This is a genomic window from Methanosphaera sp. BMS (assembly GCF_003268005.1).
Classification (GTDB): Archaea; Methanobacteriota; Methanobacteria; order Methanobacteriales; family Methanobacteriaceae; genus Methanosphaera.
Window position 1 is genome coordinate 447,588 of record NZ_CP014213.1, and the last position, 22,455, is coordinate 470,042.

The 22,455-nt window shown below is 27.5% G+C and carries 16 protein-coding genes; 12 read left to right on the plus strand and 4 right to left on the minus strand.

Annotation, left to right across the window (positions count from 1 at the left end):
- Positions 1 to 365 precede the first annotated feature (365 nt).
- Positions 366 to 2,582 carry an McrB family protein gene (locus AW729_RS01440; protein ID WP_112123407.1) on the plus strand — a complete coding sequence of 739 codons (2,217 nt, stop codon included), beginning with the start codon at positions 366 to 368 and terminating at the stop codon, positions 2,580 to 2,582.
- A 3-nt stretch (positions 2,583 to 2,585) separates the two neighbouring features.
- Positions 2,586 to 3,929 carry an LlaJI family restriction endonuclease gene (locus AW729_RS01445; protein ID WP_112123408.1) on the plus strand — a complete coding sequence of 448 codons (1,344 nt, stop codon included), beginning with the start codon at positions 2,586 to 2,588 and terminating at the stop codon, positions 3,927 to 3,929.
- Positions 3,930 to 4,148: 219 nt separating this feature from the next.
- On the opposite strand, the gene AW729_RS01450 is transcribed toward AW729_RS01445, so the two are convergent.
- Together AW729_RS01450 and AW729_RS01455 are read right to left on the minus strand one after the other, a co-directional pair.
- Entirely contained in the window at positions 4,149 to 5,615 is a 1,467-nt protein-coding gene (locus AW729_RS01450) for a hypothetical protein (RefSeq protein ID WP_112123409.1), read from the minus strand.
- 15 nt (positions 5,616 to 5,630) lie between these two features.
- Complete coding sequence (locus AW729_RS01455; RefSeq protein WP_112123410.1) at positions 5,631 to 6,248, minus strand: hypothetical protein; 618 nt, start codon at positions 6,246 to 6,248, stop codon at positions 5,631 to 5,633.
- 99 nt (positions 6,249 to 6,347) lie between these two features.
- On the opposite strand from AW729_RS01455, the gene AW729_RS01460 reads away from it, so the two are divergent.
- On the plus strand, positions 6,348 to 6,830 hold the full coding sequence (locus AW729_RS01460; protein WP_112123411.1) for a helix-turn-helix domain-containing protein: 483 nt from the start codon (positions 6,348 to 6,350) through the stop codon (positions 6,828 to 6,830).
- Between the two features lie 98 nt (positions 6,831 to 6,928).
- Positions 6,929 to 7,651, plus strand: a complete 723-nt coding sequence (locus AW729_RS01465) for a transposase (protein WP_112123412.1) — start codon at positions 6,929 to 6,931, stop codon at positions 7,649 to 7,651.
- A 107-nt stretch (positions 7,652 to 7,758) separates the two neighbouring features.
- On the opposite strand, the gene AW729_RS01470 is transcribed toward AW729_RS01465, so the two are convergent.
- Entirely contained in the window at positions 7,759 to 8,496 is a 738-nt protein-coding gene (locus AW729_RS01470; protein WP_112123413.1) for a hypothetical protein, read from the minus strand.
- Positions 8,497 to 8,946: 450 nt separating this feature from the next.
- Between AW729_RS01470 and AW729_RS01475 the strand changes: the two genes are divergently transcribed.
- The 7 genes from AW729_RS01475 to AW729_RS01505 all read left to right on the plus strand — a co-directional run bounded on the left by AW729_RS01475 (position 8,947) and on the right by AW729_RS01505 (position 19,377).
- A complete protein-coding gene (locus AW729_RS01475; RefSeq protein WP_112123414.1) occupies positions 8,947 to 13,047 on the plus strand; it encodes a UvrD-helicase domain-containing protein in 4,101 nt (1,366 codons plus the stop codon).
- Positions 13,048 to 13,084: 37 nt separating this feature from the next.
- Positions 13,085 to 14,842 (plus strand): IBR domain-containing protein, encoded by a 1,758-nt coding sequence (locus tag AW729_RS01480; RefSeq protein ID WP_112123415.1) that lies wholly within the window; start codon positions 13,085 to 13,087, stop codon positions 14,840 to 14,842.
- A gap of 19 nt (positions 14,843 to 14,861) precedes the next feature.
- Positions 14,862 to 15,539 carry a hypothetical protein gene (locus tag AW729_RS01485; RefSeq protein WP_112123416.1) on the plus strand — a complete coding sequence of 226 codons (678 nt, stop codon included), beginning with the start codon at positions 14,862 to 14,864 and terminating at the stop codon, positions 15,537 to 15,539.
- A gap of 39 nt (positions 15,540 to 15,578) precedes the next feature.
- The gene (locus tag AW729_RS01490) at positions 15,579 to 15,881 is read left to right on the plus strand and encodes a hypothetical protein (protein ID WP_112123417.1); all 303 of its coding nucleotides are present in this window, start codon (positions 15,579 to 15,581) and stop codon (positions 15,879 to 15,881) included.
- Between the two features lie 50 nt (positions 15,882 to 15,931).
- Positions 15,932 to 16,369 (plus strand): hypothetical protein, encoded by a 438-nt coding sequence (locus AW729_RS01495; RefSeq protein WP_112123418.1) that lies wholly within the window; start codon positions 15,932 to 15,934, stop codon positions 16,367 to 16,369.
- A 220-nt stretch (positions 16,370 to 16,589) separates the two neighbouring features.
- On the plus strand, positions 16,590 to 18,878 hold the full coding sequence (locus AW729_RS01500) for a DEAD/DEAH box helicase family protein (protein ID WP_162685724.1): 2,289 nt from the start codon (positions 16,590 to 16,592) through the stop codon (positions 18,876 to 18,878).
- On the plus strand, positions 18,871 to 19,377 hold the full coding sequence (locus AW729_RS01505; protein WP_112123420.1) for a hypothetical protein: 507 nt from the start codon (positions 18,871 to 18,873) through the stop codon (positions 19,375 to 19,377). Before AW729_RS01500 ends, AW729_RS01505 begins: the two co-directional genes overlap by 8 nt.
- A 294-nt stretch (positions 19,378 to 19,671) precedes the next feature.
- Here AW729_RS01505 and AW729_RS01510 read toward each other — a convergent pair whose 3' ends face one another.
- Complete coding sequence (locus AW729_RS01510) at positions 19,672 to 21,903, minus strand: type I restriction enzyme HsdR N-terminal domain-containing protein (protein ID WP_112123421.1); 2,232 nt, start codon at positions 21,901 to 21,903, stop codon at positions 19,672 to 19,674.
- 105 nt (positions 21,904 to 22,008) lie between these two features.
- Here AW729_RS01510 and AW729_RS01515 point away from each other — a divergent pair, with 105 nt between their 5' ends.
- A complete protein-coding gene (locus AW729_RS01515) occupies positions 22,009 to 22,452 on the plus strand; it encodes a histone-like protein (RefSeq protein WP_112123422.1) in 444 nt (147 codons plus the stop codon).
- Positions 22,453 to 22,455: the final 3 nt, after the last annotated feature.

Here is a 22,455-nt window from a genome sequence, read left to right on the forward strand (position 1 = left end):
TTATCAATCTACTTTTTGATAATAGATAAACTGAATATTACAGTTTATTACTAGTTTTAACTATATTTTTATTAGATTATTATTTACATAATTGATTTAAGTTTCTTTTATTTCATTTTTTGAAATATAACTTTTGTCTATTTCTAAAATAAAACTTAAAAATTCCTTTGTTAAAAAAATAACTCGTTATTTGTTTAATTCAAGAAGTGTTTAATTAGGATTGGATACTTAAGGAATCTATTAATTTGCAATTACAAATAAACTAAACTTATCGAGTCATTATTGTATTATAATTATTGTTTAAAAAAAAATTATATTATAATTTATTTACATATTATTATTTAACAAAGTTTACGGTGATTTTAATGGATAATCAATATGATTTACTTGCTAACAGAATTAGAACTTATTTGGATGAAAACAATCTGGGGGATTTTTCAATAGATAACTTTGAAGAAAAATATAAATTCTTCTATGACATGTTTTCTCCGGAAATATTGGAAAACTTGGATGGCAAAGAGGCACGTGATAGAATATTTATGCATGATGGTGATAGAAATAATTTATGTTATCTTATAGAGGCATCTCCTGAATATCGTAGTTTTTGTGGGGGTATTCGTGGCGGAACTGCATATAAGTTTAGCTTGTTTAAAAAGGAAAGTGGCCAATGGGCAACTGGTTCTTCTAAAAAGAATAAAATACTTAGTGATGATGAATCTATTGAGATAGCTACACGTATACGTGATGCAATGGTTGATGGTGCTAATTACATAAGGAATACTGCATTGAATACGGTTGAGGATTATGTTAAGTTAGGTAAAAAATTAGAGGAAATCTTCAGTAATTGTCCTGTTAAGCCTACTAATTCATGGATTCACAAGTATTATTCCATTATTTTCCCAGAATATATACCTATATGTCATAAGGATGAAATGAAGAAGGATATGATTAGAAAATTTTCCTTAGAACCTTTAAATGATTTTTGGGCAAATGATGGACAGTTATATTTATTATCCAAAAAATCTGGAATAAAGTTTTATTCCTTATTTGATGAATCCATAGTAAGTTTGTTTTATAAGTGGGAAAATCATATGTGGACCGATAAATTTGATAAACGTAATTTGGTTGGAAAAAACTTTATTAAGTACTGGGCTTTTACTCCAGGTATATTGGCTAATAGGGCCGATTTATGCTATGATAATTCGCTCATGGCTATGGGATGGAATTATCTTGGGGACTTAAACCAATATGAAGATAATTTTGATGTTGCTATCGCAGATATAATAAAGAAGAATGAAAAGTTAAAGATGAAACCTACCTCAGCATTAAGATCATTACATGGTATTTATAAAGATATTAAAGCAGGGGATATCATTTGCATAAGAAGAGGATTAACTACTATCATTGCAGTTGGTCGAGTAACAGAAGAATCAAAATATTTCTATGATGAAACAATTGATAATTCCACAGAGGATCCTTTTTATCAGTTAAGAGATGGAATTAATTGGTATAGACTTGAAGAGGAATATAAACTGAAAAATTCTAAATTTCTAAGGGATACATTATATGAAATAACTGATAAAAGAATCATCAATACTATCCGTCAATTTGAGGATAAAATTCCACAAGAAAAGATTCCAGAACAACAAATCGTCACAGATAACTCTTTAAGTAGAAACATAATATACTTTGGAGCACCAGGTACAGGAAAAAGTTATACATTAAATAAGGATAGAAAAAAGCTTATTTTAAATGATGACAATTATGAAAGAGTAACATTCCATCCTGATTATTCTTATGCACACTTTGTTGGTTCATATAAACCAGTATCATCAGAAAATGGTATATCCTATGACTATGTTCCCGGTCCTTTCATGAGAACACTTGTTAAAGCTTATCGAAATCCTGGTGAAAATTATCTATTGATAATTGAAGAGATAAATCGTGCCAATGTTGCAGCAGTATTTGGGGATGTATTCCAATTATTAGATCGTGACAAGACGGGCTCTTCACGTTATCCAATTGAAGCATCAGAAGATATTAAAAAATATATGGAGATGGAGTTAGATGAAAATTATAAGAAAATTATGATACCCTCCAATATGTTTATATGGGCAACAATGAACAGTGCTGATCAGGGAGTATTTCCTATGGACACTGCATTTAAGAGAAGATGGAAATTCAAGTATTTTGGTATAGATAATAATGAGGATTTAATAACGGACATGACTGTAAATTTAAACGGTAATGAAATTTCATGGAATGAGTTAAGAAAAGCAATCAACGAGGAATTGCTAAATTATAAGATTAATGAAGATAAGTTGATTGGTCCATTCTTTGCCTTTGATGAATATGTGGGGGAAAACATACCTATAGATGAGTTTAAGGAAACATTTAAGAATAAGATTTTAATGTATCTATTTGAGGATGTTGCACGATCTAAGAGAAACATATTGTTTTCAGGAGTAGGTAATAAAGGTAACTATATCTATTCACGTATATGTGATGAGTTTGACCGAAAAGGTGTGGAGATTTTCTGTAACAATATTACTGAGCAGTTTATTGATGATAATGGAGATTAATTTATGGATTCAGTCTATGTTAGACAATTGCAACATTACTCAATAGGATACCTAAATGATTTGTTGGGTGAAGACATTCAAGAAAAGCTGTCTTATCATAGCATTGTCAAATATGATGCAGGTACAGGCCAATATCAGTTCCATTATGTGGGTGTAATTATAGTGGATGATATGGTCATAAATTGTTTTCCAAAGTACATTCATGACAAGCAAAATATAAAAGATGATTTTAAACAGGTAATAAATGTCATTAAAAAATATGAAGCATCAAATGAAGATGTGAGCTATGATGATATTGAAATAGAAAATATTTCATTCAACCTACTTCCAATGATGCTATTTTTCATTGAGGATTATTATGAAAATGGTGTATACACGAGAATTCGTAACATACTTGAAGAAAATGGAGATGGAGAAATTGATTGGGATAGGACAGTAAATAATAATGTGGCATATTTAATAGAAGACAAGCCTTTTTACACCCAGCTTGATACTAAATATAAAATCAATGATTTGTATGACTATTTCAGAATGTTACATGAATATATCATAACAGAATGTTCCAAGTATCTTGAAAAAAGAGAATTATTGGATTTATTTGATTTAACACCAGTTGAGCTTAGTGAAAATTCACTTGAAGATTTTGGACAATTGGATTTCATATTAAACAGGTTACAAAAAGAGTTAAATATTGAATTTAATACACATAAACGAAAATTATTACAGGTAATGTATTCATACCTATCAAACAAAAATATCTTTAATGAAAATGACAATCTAGTCTTGTATGGTACAACAGCATATCATGATGTATGGGAAAAAATATGCAAATTCGTATTTAATGATAAATTAAACAAAAAACTATCTAAATTAAAATTACCAACACATTTAAATGAAAAATATGATGCTGATGATGAATTATTAAATGTCATAAAAAGACCTGTTTGGATGTTAAATGATAAAGCTCCCAGAGAAAGTGACACATTCATCCCAGATATTGTAACAATTAAAGATGATAAGTTTACCATATTGGATGCAAAATATTATGATTTAAAACTAGATGATGTAATTACAGGTCAACCCGGACTAGAATCTATAACTAAACAATACCTATATGAACTAGCCTTTAAGGAATTTATACAAGATCATGGATTTAAAACAATAAAAAATGCCTTTTTATTTCCAACACAAAAAACAGATATATCTAATGAGGGAAAAGTAACACTGGAAATATTAAATTCCCTTGGATTAGAAGATATTCAGATAATAATGTTACCTGTACATTTAATGTATGAATGTTATCTAAAAAATCATAAACTTAACATTTCTACTTTAAAATTAGATTAAACATTATTAATCTTTTATAATATTAACTATAAACAGGATATATCTATGTTTAATGTATAGTTCTCTTATTTTGGGTAATATTAGTATATATTAACTTTATTATAATATAATGTGGAAAAATGGGGGAAGAGGAATTAAAGTTTAATGGGGAAATGTTTTCTAAAATTATATGGATAGTCTATGGATGTATTAATTATGGAATATCCTAATATGCTCTATTTATAATTTAATTGTTTCAAATAATTCTTCTTTATCTTCATTATTTACTGTTAATTCTATTGTCACATCCATTTTTTCTGAATTTACTTTATGTATTGAAATATTATCCGTATATTTTCTGGTATAATATAGTAAATCAAGTAATGTGTCATATTTATTTATTTCGATTTGACATTTAATTATTATTAAAGTGTTTTCAGCATATTCTTTGGTTAAAAGATCTGTTTCTATATTTTCCGTTTCTTCTGTTTCTATGGTATCAGTAATGTCCTCTTCGGAAATAATTTCAAGATTATAAGTAATTTTACCATCAATAATCTGTTTTGTTATCCTATTTTCATGGGTAAACTTATTCAATGTATTGAAAAAGGTATCCTGTTCCAATTTTAATTGATATTCTTTCATTAATCGTTCTTTTAATGTGGTATATAAATCATTGTAATGTATCTGCTTTGTTTCTGATTTTTTCAAGAGTTTATCTAATAATTCACTTAATCTTCTTTGATTATTATCTTCATCTTCAGATAATATGTGAATATTTTCGTTTTTATTAGTTTTTTGTTTATCTTCCTCTTCAACATAATTTAGTTTAATATTAAAATAGGTTCTATTATTATCATGGAATCTATCTACATAGGGGTATGTTTGGAATAATAATGACGTGAAATAATTATTGAAATCTTTTTTGGAAATCTTTTCATTGTATCTGTTTTTAAGATATAATGAAAAATTATTGTATATGTCATCTAATGAGACATAGGTATCTTCTGTTGGTCTATCTATTTCTTCAATAGTATTTTGAATAAATTCTTTTAGTCTTTTTATAACTTCCTCATATTTAATTTCTTTAATAAATGTTAGATTTTCTGTTTGTTCAAAGTTATTTTCATATAATTGACTGATTTCATCTTGATTATATAGCTTAACATTTTTCAGGGCAGATTTTTCGTTTTTATTCACATAGAATTTTTTTAAATTAATAATGTAATATACAATTTCTTCTAACTGTTTTACACGAGAAAATCGGTAATCATCAATATTTTCCTGTGATTTCTTAAATTCATCAGCTAATTCAAATTCTTTAAATACATGTATGTCTAAAACGTTTTTATCAACTATCTTATATATTACCCATCCATATTCATGCATATTAGATAAGTTCAATGATGTTTCATCATTTTCAGAATATTTTTGAATGTACATCTCCAATACTTTCTTATTTTTCCAATGATAAACATCATAATTTTTGAATAATAATCCTACTTCTTCTAATGTCTGCAAATTATATTGAATAGTAATTGGATTAACAATTCCTTCTTGGATAAGATGATTTTTTGTAAAATAATCATGATCCTTTATTTTAGGATATTTTTTTAGAATTTTTACAGCATTAATTTTTTTATTACAATTTGCACATACCTTTTTATCATCAGAAACTTCACAATTACAATAATAACAAGTATTCAAAATAAAAACCTCCTTCTACTCAAATTCTAAGTGGATAATATCTGTCTTATCCAGTAATAAATTCCATTTAGCAATTTCATAAGATCTTATATTAAATAAATCCATTAAAATATCATCAGGAATAAAATAATAAGAACTATAATTAAAAGATACTTCCTCTGATATTCTATATACTAGTTCATCTTGATTAGTTAAATTGTTATTTATCAAATCATCAAGTTTTAATATTTCAATATATAACATTTGTTGTGAATTTTTATAAACTGATAAAACAAACCAATCATTTGCATTCAAATTCACTTCCTTACGTAAATTTTTTGGAAAAACAATTCTTTTTATATGATCTTTGAGAATAAGTTTGCTTTGATCTATAAGGAGGGAATTATTTTTAATTTCATCGATACAAACAGAATTATTTAAAGGTAGGATATATACATATGATTTATCATCAACCATGTCATGTTCAAGTTTTATAAGATCCTTGTGTGTAAATGAAAATATATTATTTACCATTGATGGTACTTTAACAGTATTACCGGAATTTAGTTTTACCTTGAAAGTTTTAATAACGTTATAATCTCTATTTAATTGTTCAAACGATAATATATTTTGAATATTATCTTGAGAATCCACACATAAATTCCAGTAAACATCCTCTTTAGAACTTGAATATAGTACATTACCAAACTTAAATGATAGATTTTATATACTAATAAAAACATAGTATTATACATGGCAGGAAAAAGTAAAATTAATGTTCTGAACGTTACATCTAAATCAAAACTCGATGAAGCTATTAGTGAATATGTTACAGCTCACAGATATTATCAAAGATTAATTGCTATGAGAATAATTGCTGAAGGCAATACTATTCAACATGCAGCAAATATTATCGGAGTTAAATATCAAACAGTTCATGGTTGGGCAAAAAAATGTGAAGCTGAAGGTATTGAAGGATTAATACCTAACTTTGGTGGTGGTAGGCCTTCAAAATTATCACAATATCAACTAAAAGAATTAGATGAAAAAATTCAAAACAGCCCTAGAATGAATATAAAAATGCTTAAAAAGCTCATAGAAGAAGAATATAAAGTTAAATATACTTATAAACAAGTATGGGTTATTGCAAGAAAATTGGGCTATTCTTATGTTAAAATTTATCCAAAATTCTCACAATCACCAGAAGATGCTGAATATCAGTTAAAAAAAACTTAAAAAAACACGATGTTAAAAAAGATGATTTAATAATCTTTTATGACCAATGTAAAGTATTAACTGAACCCTATGTAGGTAGAGGATTATTTAAACAAGGAATGGAACATGTCAAAATAGTAAATGGTAACAAAATCACGTCAAACTTAGTTGGTGGACAAGCAATAAATGGAAATTCCGTACTATGTTTAACCAAATCTTCAACAGCACCAGAAATAGCAATATCATTCATGGAAATCAGATTATCAAACATTACCAACAAATCAACCTACAATAAATTAGATCAAATACTAGACGAAGTAACGGATATAGACGACATAATAAATGATTTAATAATCGAAGACAACTTATCTACAAAGGATTTTATAGCAAAAATAAAAAGATCATTAAAACGAAACAAAAATGATTCAACTGAAAAATTAGCTGATAAAATCAGAAAAAACTGTAAAAACCAACTATTAAACAACATAACAAAACGCAGAAATAAACATAAAAAGATCATAGAAGTATTATTAAATGAATCAAAAATTAAAAAAGAATTAAAATCTGAAAAACCAATTAAATTAATTTTAGATAATTTTAAACCACATAGCTCCAAATTCATATCTAGAATTTGCAAAATATTAAATATTGATCTTATATTTTTACCAACAAGATCACCTCATTTAAATCCAATAGAACAAGTTTGGAGACTAATTAAAGCAGAAATCAGAATGTTATATATTCAAAATCAAGCTCACTTAGAACAAGTAATCATGAAAGTTTTTCCTGAAAAAGTAAATGAAATCTCAACTGACAAATGGGTTGAATCATATATCAAATAAGTTAGGTAATAAACTATATTTCAAATTATCTACAATACCACTTGTTAAATTAAGGTTAAAAGATTTATTTCCAAGAACTTTTGAAATACAACTATAAACTATCATAATCACACCATCTTATTAATTCTGAAGAAGAACATATTCCTGTTTAAATAACATGAAAATAAAATATATTCATCATCGAGGATACCTAAATAATCGGCAATTTTTCTAGGAATAGGAATACCAATTGAAGCTACGCCATTATAATCATAAACTTTAATAATTTTTCTTTCTATCAAATTAAAATCCGGAAAATCAACGTACTCATTTACTTTAGTATAAATTGCATAATAATCAGAATTTCGTTTATATAATGATAAAACTAAAAAATTATCATTAATCTTTAATAAATTATTCAAGGATAAATTCAAAGAAAAACTGTTATGTGACTGTCTAATTATATTATTATAATACAAGGCAATAGATTCATTATCAAAATTTTCTTCAAAATAATTTAATGAAAAATCCTCCCCTATTTTGTAATATTCAACGTCTTCTGTTATATTTCTAAAGATTTTATAATCAGCAGTAATATATTTCATAAAAAAATCAGGAATATAAATATAATACTTTTCGTTATATTTTTTAATGAGTGAATTAACAGAAAAATAAACATTAAAAACATCCTTATTTAAAGAATCAACATCTGTAATATAACAGTTAAGGCAATCCTCCTCAACTTGAACAAACCATACCATACTTAAACTAGTTGTAATTTTCGAATCATTAATAAAATCAAAAGGTAATTCTAAATAATTATTATCATTTAAAACTTCCACATTCACACTATAATTATTTGACATAAAAATTCACCCCATAATACTTTATATTAATAATATATCTGAAATTACTCATATAAACTTATTTCATCAAAGTTTTTTTCATATTCTAAAAATGTGATAGTTATTAACATTACAAATATTTATTTAAGTATTTGGCTATTTAATAAATTATACTTAAATAAAACCTCTTTTTAAGATTTTATGTTAGAAAATAATGTTTATTGCTTTTTATTATGGATCTATAATGTATCTGTGCTATAACTTACATAAATAACTGAATTTTCAAATAATATATAAACTATATTTTATCAGGAAATATAACTAACTTTTTTTAGCAAACCCCTATTTTTTATTTCTAAATAGTTTTACAATAAACAATTTTTAAAAACCATCATCAAATCTTATTATATTAAATACTTCTATTTAACATAAACAATATTAAGAATAATAAATTATTGTGGGCTGAATAAAATGGTAAAACTAGATGAATATCAGATAAAAGCAGTAACATATGATGAACCATTCAAATTACTGGTTCCAGCAGGTCCCGGTGCAGGAAAAACACGTGTATTAATAGAACGTGTAAAGTACTTACTGGAAAATGGTGCAAAGCCAGAATCATTCTTAATTATAACCTTCTCCAGAGAGGCAGCAAATGAGTTAAAAGAAAGATTAAGTGACAGTAAAGATGGTATTGACATTCATGAAGTAAACAAGATGCAAATCAGTACTATTCACAGCTTTTGTAATGAACTCTTAAGAGAATCAGGAAAGAGTGGATTTAACATATTGGATGATGACTTTGATGAAAGAAAAAGTATGTTTATCAGGCGATATCGTGACGAGCTTGGATTAAAACGTGAAGCACGTATAAGTGGAAGTAAACTAGGTAGTGTAATAAAAAAATTCAATGAATACTCCACATTCAATGTAAACACGCCTAAATTAACCGAGTATATCAGGGAAAATTATCCTGTTAGCCAGGAATACCTGGACTTAATAGCCAGCTGTGGTGAAGGAAAGGACTTTGAATACCCATATGAGGACATATTTGCCGATGAAGAACTACGTACAAGTGCATCCAATGCCCAGTATCTAGCAGTGGCAGAGGCATATCCAAAATACTTGGAATTATTGGAAGAAAATAATTATCTTGACTATAATCAACTACAGATAAAAACACTGGAATTACTCGAGGAAAATCCAGATATAGCACTAAACAGTCGATTCAAGAACATTCTCATCGACGAGTTTCAGGATACTGACCCTATACAGATGAGAATATTCAAGCATTTCATGGATGACTATGAATCATTTACCATAGTGGGAGATGATGATCAAAGTATTTATGGATTCCGTGGAAGTGTACCAGATTACTTTACAAATTTCATAAAAAAATATGGAGCAGATGAACAGATCTTAATAAACAACTACCGCTCAGGTAAAGAAATAGTTGAATTTAACGAAGAATACATTCAACCATACCGTGGAATGGACAAAGAATTAAAAGCAGCAAATACATTTGATAGTGCTGTTTACTCATTACCATATAAGAATAAGGATGAACAGGGATATAACATTGCAAGTCTGATAAAATATCTTAAAAATAGTGGAAAACTCAAGTCTTATAATGATGTGGGAATATTAATGCGTTCTGTAAACAATGATGCATTAACTTCTATTATCAGGGAACTTAAAAAAGAAGATATTCCATTCGACATGCCGGTTTCAACAAGTATAACTGACTGTGATGAAGTAAAGGCAATCATAACACTATTATGGTACTTAAAAAGTGACGGTGATAAATACATACCAACAAAATGGGAACAAAACTGGCTTAATTTAACATGTTTTGATAATCCATACTTCAAATTAACTGATAATACAATAGAAATATTAAAAAACAAGGAATGTGAATATCAACAAAAAGTCTTGGAAGTAGCACGTAGAATATATCAGGAAAATAATGTAGAAATAGAATCATTAGACTCTTATAATGAAATATTTAAACAGGAACATGCTCTAAGAGATCAAATATTTGAAGAAGCAGGAAGACCATTTACACTAGGACACATGACTATGGATGAAATGGTAGACTTGGGAATAAGTGATGAAGAAGACCTTAAATTCTTTGGCTATCTTAACTATCTTAAAGAAAATCAAGAATCAGCCAACAAAGATAAAAGCACACTACTTGAAGTATACTACTTACTGTTGGATATGCTAGGCATAACAGAAAATCGATTCGAGCAAGAAAACGAGGAAAACACGAGAATATTATTAAACCTTGCACTGCTTAGCCAAACCATAGCAAACTATGAAGAAATAGAATGGAAACATGATTTAAACGGATTATTCTGGTATATGTCTGCAAATCTTGATAAAAGAACAACGCCTGAAATAAAAGAAGAACGTGATGCAGTACAAATAATGACAATACACAAATCCAAAGGACTTCAATTTGAAGTAGTAATAGTAGGAAACATCACACGTACCTACAATGATATAAAAGATTTGGATAAAAAAGCTCAGGAAGAACCAAAAACATGGGATAGTTTCCTTCATCAGCCAACATTTCCAACCCCAATAGAATACCTGAAATATAAGGATGGAACAAGACGGGATGAATTAATAAGAGAATGCCTGGAAGAAAAAAGAATATTATATGTGGCAATGACTAGGGCTAAAAGAATACTCGTACTATCCGATTGGGTTTATAAAAATGATAATCCAGCATCAGAAGTTATAAAACAGATGAAAGAAAAAATACCTGCATTTAAAGACTTAACATCTGATAACTATGAAGATCTTCCACTAGCATATGACTTTGAAGAAAGCACAGATGATACACCTAAAGAAGAAACTATTGATATAAGTTATACAAGCTTCTCAGACTACAGACAATGTCCACATGACTATAACGTTAAATATAACTATGGATTCAGAAGTACACCAAACGAGTACGTACTCATGGGAACAATAGCACATGGAATAGTCGACCAGATACACCAGAGGCATATCAACGGTCAAGAAGTGACAGATGACGTGATAGATGAAATATTTGCCAAGACAGAACATTACAATCGTAACATAGACCCTGAAGACCATGAATACCAACTGGTTAAAGAAGCCATACATAAATACTGGGACGAGGATGGAAAAACATGGGATATAATGGCATCAGAATATCCATTCCACGTAATAAAAACAGGCTACAACCTAACCGGAAAAATTGACTTAATAGTCAAGGAAGGCAATGATATTACAGTAATAGACTTTAAAACAACAGAAAAACCAATAAAAGAGGCCGATAAGAAGAAGTATCTGGAGCAACTAAGTATCTATGCAATAGCACTACGAGAAGACCCACAATACAAAGACTACAACATCAAAAAAGGAATAATCTACACAATAAAAAACAACAAACAATACCACTTTGACCTAACAGATGAAATAATATTCAACATGGAAAAAGAAATAGAGGAAACCGTAGAAAAAATAAAAAACCATGAATATCCACGCTGCAACAAGGCCAACTGCCAGTCATGCAACCGTTTTAAAACACTATCCAGTTTCGAGGATATAATAGAAATGATAAAATCCGAGTTTAATGGTGACAGGCAACATGACCGACAGATTATACAACAGGCAATGCATGACTATGCAGCTCATGCATATGGAGAGGAGATAATCAGGGAACTAGGACGAATGCTATGGGACTACTTAACTCCAGAAGAACAGGAAGAATTCAAAAAAGCAGTAGATACAGATCAACCAATAGTCGGCATGTTAAATGATGTTATCAGCCATATCAATGAGAGTAAAAGTGATGAAGCATTGGATATACTGGAAAACTTCCTAAAAAAATATCCAAGAACATTCTCTGATGATAATGTAAATGAATATCATAGCTTCAACAATCCAATTGAAGAAGTCCTATTTATGAAATACATCCAACCTGAAAAAGAAGTAAGGATAATACCACCAAATGCACCATGGTTTGATGTATACTATATCTATGGAAGACTACTAGTAGAACATGAAAGGACCGATGAAGCAATAAAAATCTTTAAAGAAGCACTAAAAATAAATCCAGTTTCAACAGCAACACTACTAATGCTCGCACAACTACATGAAAAAGACCTACAAGAATACTTCAAATACTCAATGGAATCCTTAAAATATGCATATCAATACCAAGAAGTAGCAGAAAGCTACCGAAAAATAGCAGATTGCTTCTACAGAAAGGAAAAATATGAATTAGCAGTGGCAATATACCTAAATAGCATGTTTTTTGAAAGTATAATACCAAAAGAAGTAGAAGAAATAGAATCCAAAGGATATGATGTAAACTTTACAGAAGAAGAAATAATAACTAAACTAGCCGAAAGTGGTGTGCCACCACGTGGAAATCCAGAGGTAGTAAAAACAATCAAAGACTTAGCAGAAGAATGTGAAGCACATAAAGACTATGAAGCAGCAAGATTCTTTTATACCAAACTCTTGAACATGACCTATGAAACAGAGCTAATGGAAAAACTAGGACAACTGGAAGAATTAATGAAGAAATAATTCTTTATCCTCTTATTTTATTAAGTGGTGATTTTAAATGTCAAAAGTAGAAAATTTAATAAATAAAACTAAGGAATTACTAAAAAAAGATGATTATCCTGAAGTTATTGAAACATGTGCTGATATACTTGAAATAAACTCTGATAATGAGTTTGCACTTCGATTCATGGGAATATCAAATTTTCACCTGAAAAACTTCAAAGAATCAGAGAAATACCTTGAAAAAGCGTATCAAAACAATCCAAAATATGATAAAATCGTAGAAGATTATGGTATGGTATTACTGGAATTAGATAAACTTGATAAAGCATTATCATTATATGATGATTACTTCAAATCTCCAGATATTTATAGAAAAAATGAAGTCAAAAAATATTTCATTACATTAGCTAAGGAATGCTCCTATAGAAATAAAATAAATGAAGCACTAAAATGCTATGATTATTATCTAAATCATCAAATAGATGAAGAAATATTATCTTCAAAGATTAATTTATTAATACATCTAAAAAGATTTGATGATTGCATGTCCTGTTATGACTTATTGATTGATTTAGAAGATGATGAGCATAAGTTATCAGGATTATATTATGATAAAATACTTTGTCTTGAATTTAAAGCATTAAAATTATATGATAAATTTATTAAAGAACAAAATAGGGTTTATCCTGATGGAATGTATGTTCAGCCTATAAATTATTATGTTTATTTGGAAGAGATGTACACTTGTTATACTAAATCTTTGGAGATATTTTGGAAAAAGGTATGTTTTGACAAAGTTGAATTAAAGTCATGGTATAATCATTTATCGAATAATTTAGCAAATAATACTAACCCCGAAGAATTTTTTGATAATTTATTTAATATTGATTCTGAAGATACAATGGGTTGGTGTAATAAAATTGATTCGATAGGTTATGTTTTTAGAGATTATGCGTATAATTATTATGACTTACTTTTGGAAAGAAATCCGGATTCAATCCAAATACTCAATAAAAAGGCTGAATTCTTATATTATTCTAAGCCAACAGTATCTTTAAAGTTATATGAAAGGATATTAGAACTTAATGAATATGATAAGGATGCATTAAAACAAAAACTGCGATTACTTTATAAATTAAAATGGTATGGTAAAGCATATGAATTCATTAAATCATTACCTGATAACATGAATGGAATTACAAGTGAAATATCAGACATTGCAGAATTATTAACTGATAATAAAAAGTATTCCGAAGCCATCTATTGCTATGAAAAATTGTTACAATATAATCCATCTGAAATTTCTTCCATAACAAATATCAAGAAAATATGGAAAGAAGCGGGAATGAAAGAAGCTAAAAAGAACAGTAAATATTACCTTGATTGGATTGATGTAATCATTTCACGTAATGATGTAATATGGTGTCCAAAAGAGGGATGTAATGGAAAATTATGTCATATAGTTCAGGGATTTAACGGAAAAAGACTCTTGGGAAGAAATATGATACTGGGGGAATATATTGATTGTGATGAAAACGCTACACATTATTGTCCTAAATGTAAAAAAGAATATGAATATGGCGTAGAATGCTTTAATTATGATATGAATGATTCTGTATTATATGAATATGCAGTTACATTAATACTAGCCATCAAACATTATATTTTAAATAGTTATACAAATGAAGAAAATATTAATATTTTACAAGAACGATTATATACTGAATATCACTTGGATAAAAGAGAAGTTAATGCTTTTATAAACAAATTAGAAAAATTAAATTATATAAATAAAATGATTACTTTGAACTAATATTAAGTAGGTGATAATTATGGGTTCTAGAATAGATTTTCATTGTAGTAAATGTGGTAAACAGTGGGTTGAAGATTTTCAATACTTTTATTTGATGAGTGATGATAGAATTGAAGAAAGTGGATTAATGTTTTTAACTTCACAAATAGAAAGACGGTCTGTAGCTAAAGGTTCTGTATATGAAACTTACTGTAGAGATTGTGATAAAGATATAAAATTATATTTAATAGAAGAAGTTAAAACAGAATATCCCTCAATAGATCAAAATAAAATAATAGAAGAATATAAACATAAACCAAATATAATATTTGGAGATTATACAGATTTTAAAGATGGAATGAAAGTAAAATGTTGTAATTGTGGTGAAGATATTATTTTAAAGGCAGATTATGACCTTGAAATGGAATTTAATTTAAATTGTAATTCTTATAATATGTTTTGTGGTTATTGTCAGGAATATACTACAGTTTATGCGATTAAACCACCACTAAGAGAATATACAACAAAAGAAGCATACGAAAAAATTGAAAAACTAATAGATGAAAACAGTTTAGTAGGATTTGCTAAAGATTATGAAGGAATATCAGAAATCAATTGTCCATTCTGTGATAAAGAGATACCAATACAAAATAGTTTTGATAAATGTCCAAAATGTGATGGAGAACTAAAATGTGTGGAGATGATGATGTATGATTAATAAGTATTCCTTCATTAATTATTTTAGGAGTTTTAAACAATGGTAAAAATAAAAGATATACTGGAAAAATTAAGCCCACATCTGAGCTACGGCGAAGCGATAATGAACATAGAACTGGGAGATGTGGATTTTGATAACTTCAAACAAGAAGGTGATTTTTTTTATGTATTTTCTAATTCAAAAAATCCAAATATCAGATTAAGAATAAAAGAGGACTTTCCATTTAGGGTAGTATTAATAAAAAGAGAAGGTAATAGTGCTTATGGAACAACATGGAATGGAATAGAATCTATCACTTGGGTAGAAGAAAAGGAAGAATTTGTAGAGAGGTTATTCGAATAATGAAAATTAATATATATTTTAAATTAGTAATAATAATGGAGGTAAAATAAATGGCACAAATAGTAGATTATAAGTGTAATAATTGTGGAAATACTTTTGAATGGGAAGATTTTTATTTAATATACCGTAAAGATGGTGAAATAGTTGAAAATGAATGTTTAATGATAACAAGTCGTGAATCTTATGAATCTGATTTGAGAGGAGAAGCATTATTAACCTACTGTGATGATTGTAAGAAAAAAGTTAAAATTTACACGGTTGATGAAGAGTATTCTGAAGAGGATAAGAAAAGATTTGGAGAAGAAATTAAAGAATACATGAAACATAAACGGCCTAGAAATACTATAAAAACTTTTATTGAAGAAGTTGATTATGAAAACATATCCTGTCCTAAATGTGAGAAGAAATTATCATTAGAATATACGTTTAGTAAATGTCCAAAATGTGGAAGTGAAAATATAGTTGGATATGTAACAATGGCTGATTAAATAAGATTATTTTCATTTATTTTTTTGATGTAATATCAACGAATAATTTTAAAACCAATTAAAAAAAACAAGTATACATTCTATTCATAATTATATCGTATGATTTCTTAAATAACACAGTAAATAGTAAATTTTATTGACAGTTATCTTCTTTTTTTCATATAAGATATATATTATGAAAATATAAATATTAATAATATAAAACATGGAGTTAATAAAAATGGAGAATAGTGTTGAAGTAACATGTTATGGTACAATAAACAAAATTAAAGGAAAAAATCTACGACCTTCATATCAACATCAAATTGAGGCAAAACAAAGTTTGGATAAAATGAATGAACATGATTCATTCAGTACTTTATTGGTTCTTCCAACGGGTGGTGGTAAAACATATACTGCTGCTACTTGGATTATGAGAAATGCTATTAATAAACATAAAAAAGTTATATGGATTGCACATAGACAAATGCTTATTGAACAGGCATTAGAAACTTTTAAAGATTATCCATATGAAGAATATCTTCCAAATATTTCTAGTTTTAATTTTAGAATTATTTCTGGTAATAAAAATCATGATCGTATGGTAAACATTCAAGAAAATGATGATATATTATTAATCAGCAAAGATAGTGCGGGTAAGAATCTTGAAAAGCTTAATCAGTGGATAGAAAATGAATCAGAAGTATACCTGATAATTGATGAAGCTCATCACTCAACTGCAAGAACTTATCAAAGAATTATTGAATATTTCAAAGATAATGTGACTAATGTTAAACTTATTGGTTTAACTGCTACTCCTATGAGAACAGCAAAACGTGAACAAGCATTATTAAGTCAAATATTCTGTGATGGTATTGATGAAGATACTGGTCTAGTAGTTATGGGAAAAGATGTTGAAGATAATGAAAAAAAGAAAGGTATATGTTATAGAATTCCATTAAAAGATTTGATGAAAAATGAAATCTTATCTACCCCTATTAGAGAATCTACAGATACAAACTTAGATATTCCTACTTTATCACCAGATGAATTAAAGAAAATAAACAATTCGGATAAACTACCTAAAGAGTTAATTGATAAAATGAATAATGATGGAACTCGTAACAGGGTTATAGTTGATAAATACCTTGAAAATAGAAGTAAATATGGGCAAACAATTGTCTTTGCTATGAGTCAGAATCATGCTATAGGATTGAATGCTGTTTTCCAGAAAAATGGTGTTAAATCAAATTATATAATTTCAAGTGTTCAGAATGATATGGGATATAAGATAGATCAAGAACGTAATGAAAGAATAATAAATCAGTTTAAAAATAATGAGTTAGAAGTTCTTATAAATGTAAATATATTGACTGAAGGAGCAGATATTCCACAAACAAAAACTGTATTTTTAACAAGACCCACAACTTCAATTATCCGTATGACGCAAATGGTGGGTCGTGCTTTACGTGGAGTTAAGGCAGGTGGGACAAAAGAAGCATATATCATATCTTTTGTTGATAAATGGGAAGATAAAGTTGCATGGGTAACTCCTGAATTAATATTTAATGATGTGGATGTACTACCTGAAGATCCTAAAGCTTCCAAACCATGTCAAATGTCTATAATAGCTATTAGTAAAATTGAAGAATTTGCTAAAATCCTTGATGATTCTATAGATACTAGTAAACTTGATGCTGTACCATTTGAAAAACGTATTCCAATAGGAATGTATTCTTTTTCATATGATAAGGAAGAAGGAACAGATTATTCTTATCAGGTTATGGTTTATGATAGTACATGTACATCATATGCACAATTCTTAGAATCATTGGATAATAAAGAAATATTTGAAGAATTTGGTATTGAAGATGAATATCTCAAAGAAGAAGATTTAAAAGTCATGGCAGATTATGTTAAAGAAAAGTTCTTCAATGAAGATATGATTCCACCATATGATGAAAATGATATATGCGAAATATTAAATTATTTTGCTTCACAGAAGTTAACTCCTGAATTTTATACATTTGATGAGATAGATAGAAATAATTTAGATGTCTCAAAAATAGCTGAAAAAATGATTCAAGAAAAATATGATCCAATTCAACAAATGGAATATATAGAAGAACAATGGGATTTAACAGATATTAATATTTTAAATATATTTTACAGTAATAACTTTGATTTATTTGTAACATTGATACAACATGAAATTTTTAAACAACTAAAATCACCTAAAAAAGTACATAATATAATTTACGGAACTAAAAAATATGAAGAACTAACCTTATATGAATTATCTAAATTTGCACCAAATGAAGCTGAGAAACTTAAAGAGAAAATATTTGAAGATGCTAAAGATAAAAACGGAAAATATACTTGTCATCAATGTGGTATAAACTCAAAATATAAAGCTGGATTTGAAATAGATCATATAATACCAATGAATGAAGGTGGACTAACAACAGAAGATAATTTACAATTGTTATGTAGAGGATGTAACAGACTTAAAGGAGATAAAATTGATTGAATATTATACGCCAGAACAATTAGCATATTTTTGCTATGAAGAAAAATATGATCTTCTAAAAGTTAATAATTTAGTTGAAAAAATTTATCGTGAAGAATATTCTTTTATAAATAAGAATTATCACGATAATCAAGAATTATTCCTAGAGGAAATATTGATGTATCAAAGTTTTTTAACATATGAAGAATTATATGATAATCAGGTTAAACATCATATTGATATTAACAATCATTTGGAGAAATATGAGAAATTTATAAATGATTTTTCTCCAAATTTCTTTTTGATTACACGTTTGATTTTATTATATCATCGAAAATATAGAGTAATCAAGTTACGAACATTACTCAAAAAATTTGGATATAAAAAGAGATCACCATTCATAATTCAAAAAATTAGGGACAATGTGATGTTTTATCATTTAAAAATATATATTGATGGTGAATTGGTAAATATTGAAGATTGTGATTTGGATGATATGATAACATTTAGATTATATTAATATTTTTTTATATTTTTAATCGATAGGATTTTTCATATCCATATTCTACAATTGCTATATTAACATTGTAGTGATTAAAATCTACTTTTAATTATATTGAATAAGATGTTTGTTATTCTTATACTTAAATATATTATTCATATAATTATAATATATACTTTTTATTATATCATATGATTTACCCGATTCTTGAATTTTTTAATGATTCCATGTATATGTAATAATATGATAATTGAATTTTTTACCTAAATATGTTTTGATAATCATCAAAATACTTTTTTAACTACTGATTTTCTACTCCATTTCATCATTGTTTGCCATTAATTCATCTGAATTAATATATTCGGCACCCAAAAATCTTTTTACTATAAAGTATTTTTTTCCATCATCTTCATCAAACTCTAAATATGAAAGAATCCTATATCTATTTCTTGGAATTTCCTCATCTTTTTCAAGATATATATTCTCATCATCAATGTCTTCTATGTAATATTCTTCAAATACGTGTTCACCAGTATTGTAAATATACTCTTCTAAATATACTCCATTGTAATCATCATTTTCCATATCTTTTAGTATATCTATGTCCTCTAAATATGCCTTTGGAACTATTAGATTATCATCTTCTTCATTCACCAGGTAGTTTATATCATTTTCAGTGACATATGTTTCACCATCTTCTATTGGCCTAACCTTTCCAAAATAATCCACTACTTCATTTTCATTTGTTTTAAAAGTATTTATATTGTATGGAATGTAATAAGGGGTATATAGTGCATTGACTTCCTCTTTTGCTTCAAAAAACTTGAATATCTCAGTATCTGGTAAGAATAAAGGTATTAATTCTAATAGTTTTTCATCATCTTCTTCAACCACATCCCTACATACAAAATGATATTCTGTTTTATTTGAAGTGGGATATTCTAGCTCTAATATGTATTTTCCTTCAAAGTCATATTTTGATGCCATGGATGCATGTTCTTCATCAAATACTCCAGATACTGGAATGTAAAAAGAACAATTGAGCATATAATCTAATATTGAATTATATGTTTCTCCGAATATTGTAACTTTTTCAACTTCATCAATTTCTTGTTCATTTCTATTTAGTACTCTTAACATGTCAAATTGTGAAATATTTCTATGATGTGATTTTTCTGCTTCTTTTATAGCATCTTTGGAAATAGTTATTGTCACTAAATTTAAATAGTCAATTAAGTATTCCATAGCATCATCATCTAATTCTTTAAGATTTAATTCTTTTAGAATCTTTTGTATGTGTTTTTTGCTAATTCCTTCCGGTAAGTTTTCATCATCTTTATTTTTAGGAACGTAATTTTCCTGATATTTGCTACGTCGTTCTTGTTTTAGGAGGGCATATTCTATACAGTTACCTATTAAGTTCTTAAATTCAGGATTGTCTGCATAAAGTAGGTTGGTCATATTAATTTGTCCTAACTGGACCATATTTTCATCATTAATTTCAAGGTCACTATTTTCTTCAATATAATCTAGAATTATGCTTCTTTTCATCGGACCCATATTGCGTGTACTTGTAGCTCCATCATCATAGAATTTAAGGGTATTATCATCTAAAACTCCAAATCTATCAAATCGTATCCATTGAATTTCAGCACCATTTAATGCAATCATCATCACAGTATCTGTTCTACCACTATCTGTAGCATAAGGAGTAACTTTTAAATTAATAATCTCATAATTACCATCTATTTCAACACGTAAACTCCTGTAGTAACCTACAAATTTACCTCCTGTATTATCTACTTTCCGGTAAAATACTCCTAAATCTTCTATAAACTTATATTTACCAAGTGATAAATCATCAATTTTATGGGAAGTATCTAGTAAGCAATCTCTAAAATTAAGAATATATGGCTTTAATTCATCTCTTGTCTGGAAATGTATTGCTTTTGTTTTATCATCATAATCTTTATTCATCTCTTTTTCTTGTATTTTTTCATTAAATAACTCTTCAAGAGAATATCTATTATAGGAATATTCTGGTATTGGTTCTGTTTTAATATTTGCATAATCCAGTAATTCATCATATGTTGGAGCATTAACAAGTCTGGTGTAATTATTATTCTCATCTTTTTTAAGAAAATCAGCTTCTAAACCATTTGTAACCATTATAACAGGTATATTTAATCGTTCAGCATAACCTTTGGCCTGGTCATATACATCTTCAGTTAAATCAACAGTTTCTGCTTTACATTCAACTACCATGAGTAATTCTTTTTTATCAGATTCACCAGATATCAACAAGTCCATCCGTTGATTATTATCATGATAATGTGCCTCTGATTCTTCAATATCCATAGCAGCATATGTTATATTAAGTTCCTTATTTAAGTACTCAATTATTTTTTGTCTAACATATTCTTCAGAATGCTGATTAGGACTTACCACACGATAAATACCTTTAAGTTTATCATACACTTGAAGTTTACCATCTTTATTAACTATCTCCGGATTATCATATTTACTTAAATCAATTTTCATCATAATAACAAAACCATATATTTAATAATTCTACAATTAAAATATTATATATAATTGGAATAAAATAAATATTTCGTAAAAAATCAGATTATAATAGAGAGGATATAAATGAGTGAAAATAGAGAATTAATACTAAATTCAATAAAAACAAATGGCAAACAGATAACTGATGATGCATTAGATAATCTTGAAGAACTTTTAAATGTAGTTGAAGAGGATCCTTTTGAAACTTTTAATGATAAAATTAATTATATAAATTGGATTACAACGAGGGCAATTCAAGTAGCTAGTGATGCTAAAAGAGATGTTATTATAGAAGAAGATTTTCAAATTATGCTTAGAACACCTAAAGATGATGTCACATTACCATTTACACCAATCAAAAGATTAATAGATAATAACACTTCAAAAAATATAAACAAAGACGCAGCAATACAATTAACATCAGATCTTGATGAATATTGCAGAGGATTATTACTAACGGCTGATAATATTGCAACAGAAAAAGGACATAAAAAAATTATGAAGGAAGATATAGATCAATCAATATAATTA

Excerpts from the sequence above, each read along its gene's own strand:
- AW729_RS01465 (WP_112123412.1), top strand. The coding sequence starts at position 6,929 with ATGGAACATGTCAAAATAGTAAATGGTAACAAAATCACGTCAAACTTA.
- AW729_RS01480 (WP_112123415.1), top strand. The coding sequence starts at position 13,085 with ATGTCAAAAGTAGAAAATTTAATAAATAAAACTAAGGAATTACTAAAA.
- AW729_RS01500 (WP_162685724.1), top strand. The coding sequence starts at position 16,590 with ATGGAGAATAGTGTTGAAGTAACATGTTATGGTACAATAAACAAAATT.
- AW729_RS01485 (WP_112123416.1), top strand. The coding sequence starts at position 14,862 with ATGGGTTCTAGAATAGATTTTCATTGTAGTAAATGTGGTAAACAGTGG.
- AW729_RS01490 (WP_112123417.1), top strand. The coding sequence starts at position 15,579 with ATGGTAAAAATAAAAGATATACTGGAAAAATTAAGCCCACATCTGAGC.
- AW729_RS01510 (WP_112123421.1), bottom strand. The coding sequence starts at position 21,903 with ATGATGAAAATTGATTTAAGTAAATATGATAATCCGGAGATAGTTAAT.
- AW729_RS01440 (WP_112123407.1), top strand. The coding sequence starts at position 366 with ATGGATAATCAATATGATTTACTTGCTAACAGAATTAGAACTTATTTG.
- AW729_RS01495 (WP_112123418.1), top strand. The coding sequence starts at position 15,932 with ATGGCACAAATAGTAGATTATAAGTGTAATAATTGTGGAAATACTTTT.
- AW729_RS01470 (WP_112123413.1), bottom strand. The coding sequence starts at position 8,496 with ATGTCAAATAATTATAGTGTGAATGTGGAAGTTTTAAATGATAATAAT.
- AW729_RS01460 (WP_112123411.1), top strand. The coding sequence starts at position 6,348 with ATGGCAGGAAAAAGTAAAATTAATGTTCTGAACGTTACATCTAAATCA.
- AW729_RS01475 (WP_112123414.1), top strand. The coding sequence starts at position 8,947 with ATGGTAAAACTAGATGAATATCAGATAAAAGCAGTAACATATGATGAA.
- AW729_RS01515 (WP_112123422.1), top strand. The coding sequence starts at position 22,009 with ATGAGTGAAAATAGAGAATTAATACTAAATTCAATAAAAACAAATGGC.
- AW729_RS01445 (WP_112123408.1), top strand. The coding sequence starts at position 2,586 with ATGGATTCAGTCTATGTTAGACAATTGCAACATTACTCAATAGGATAC.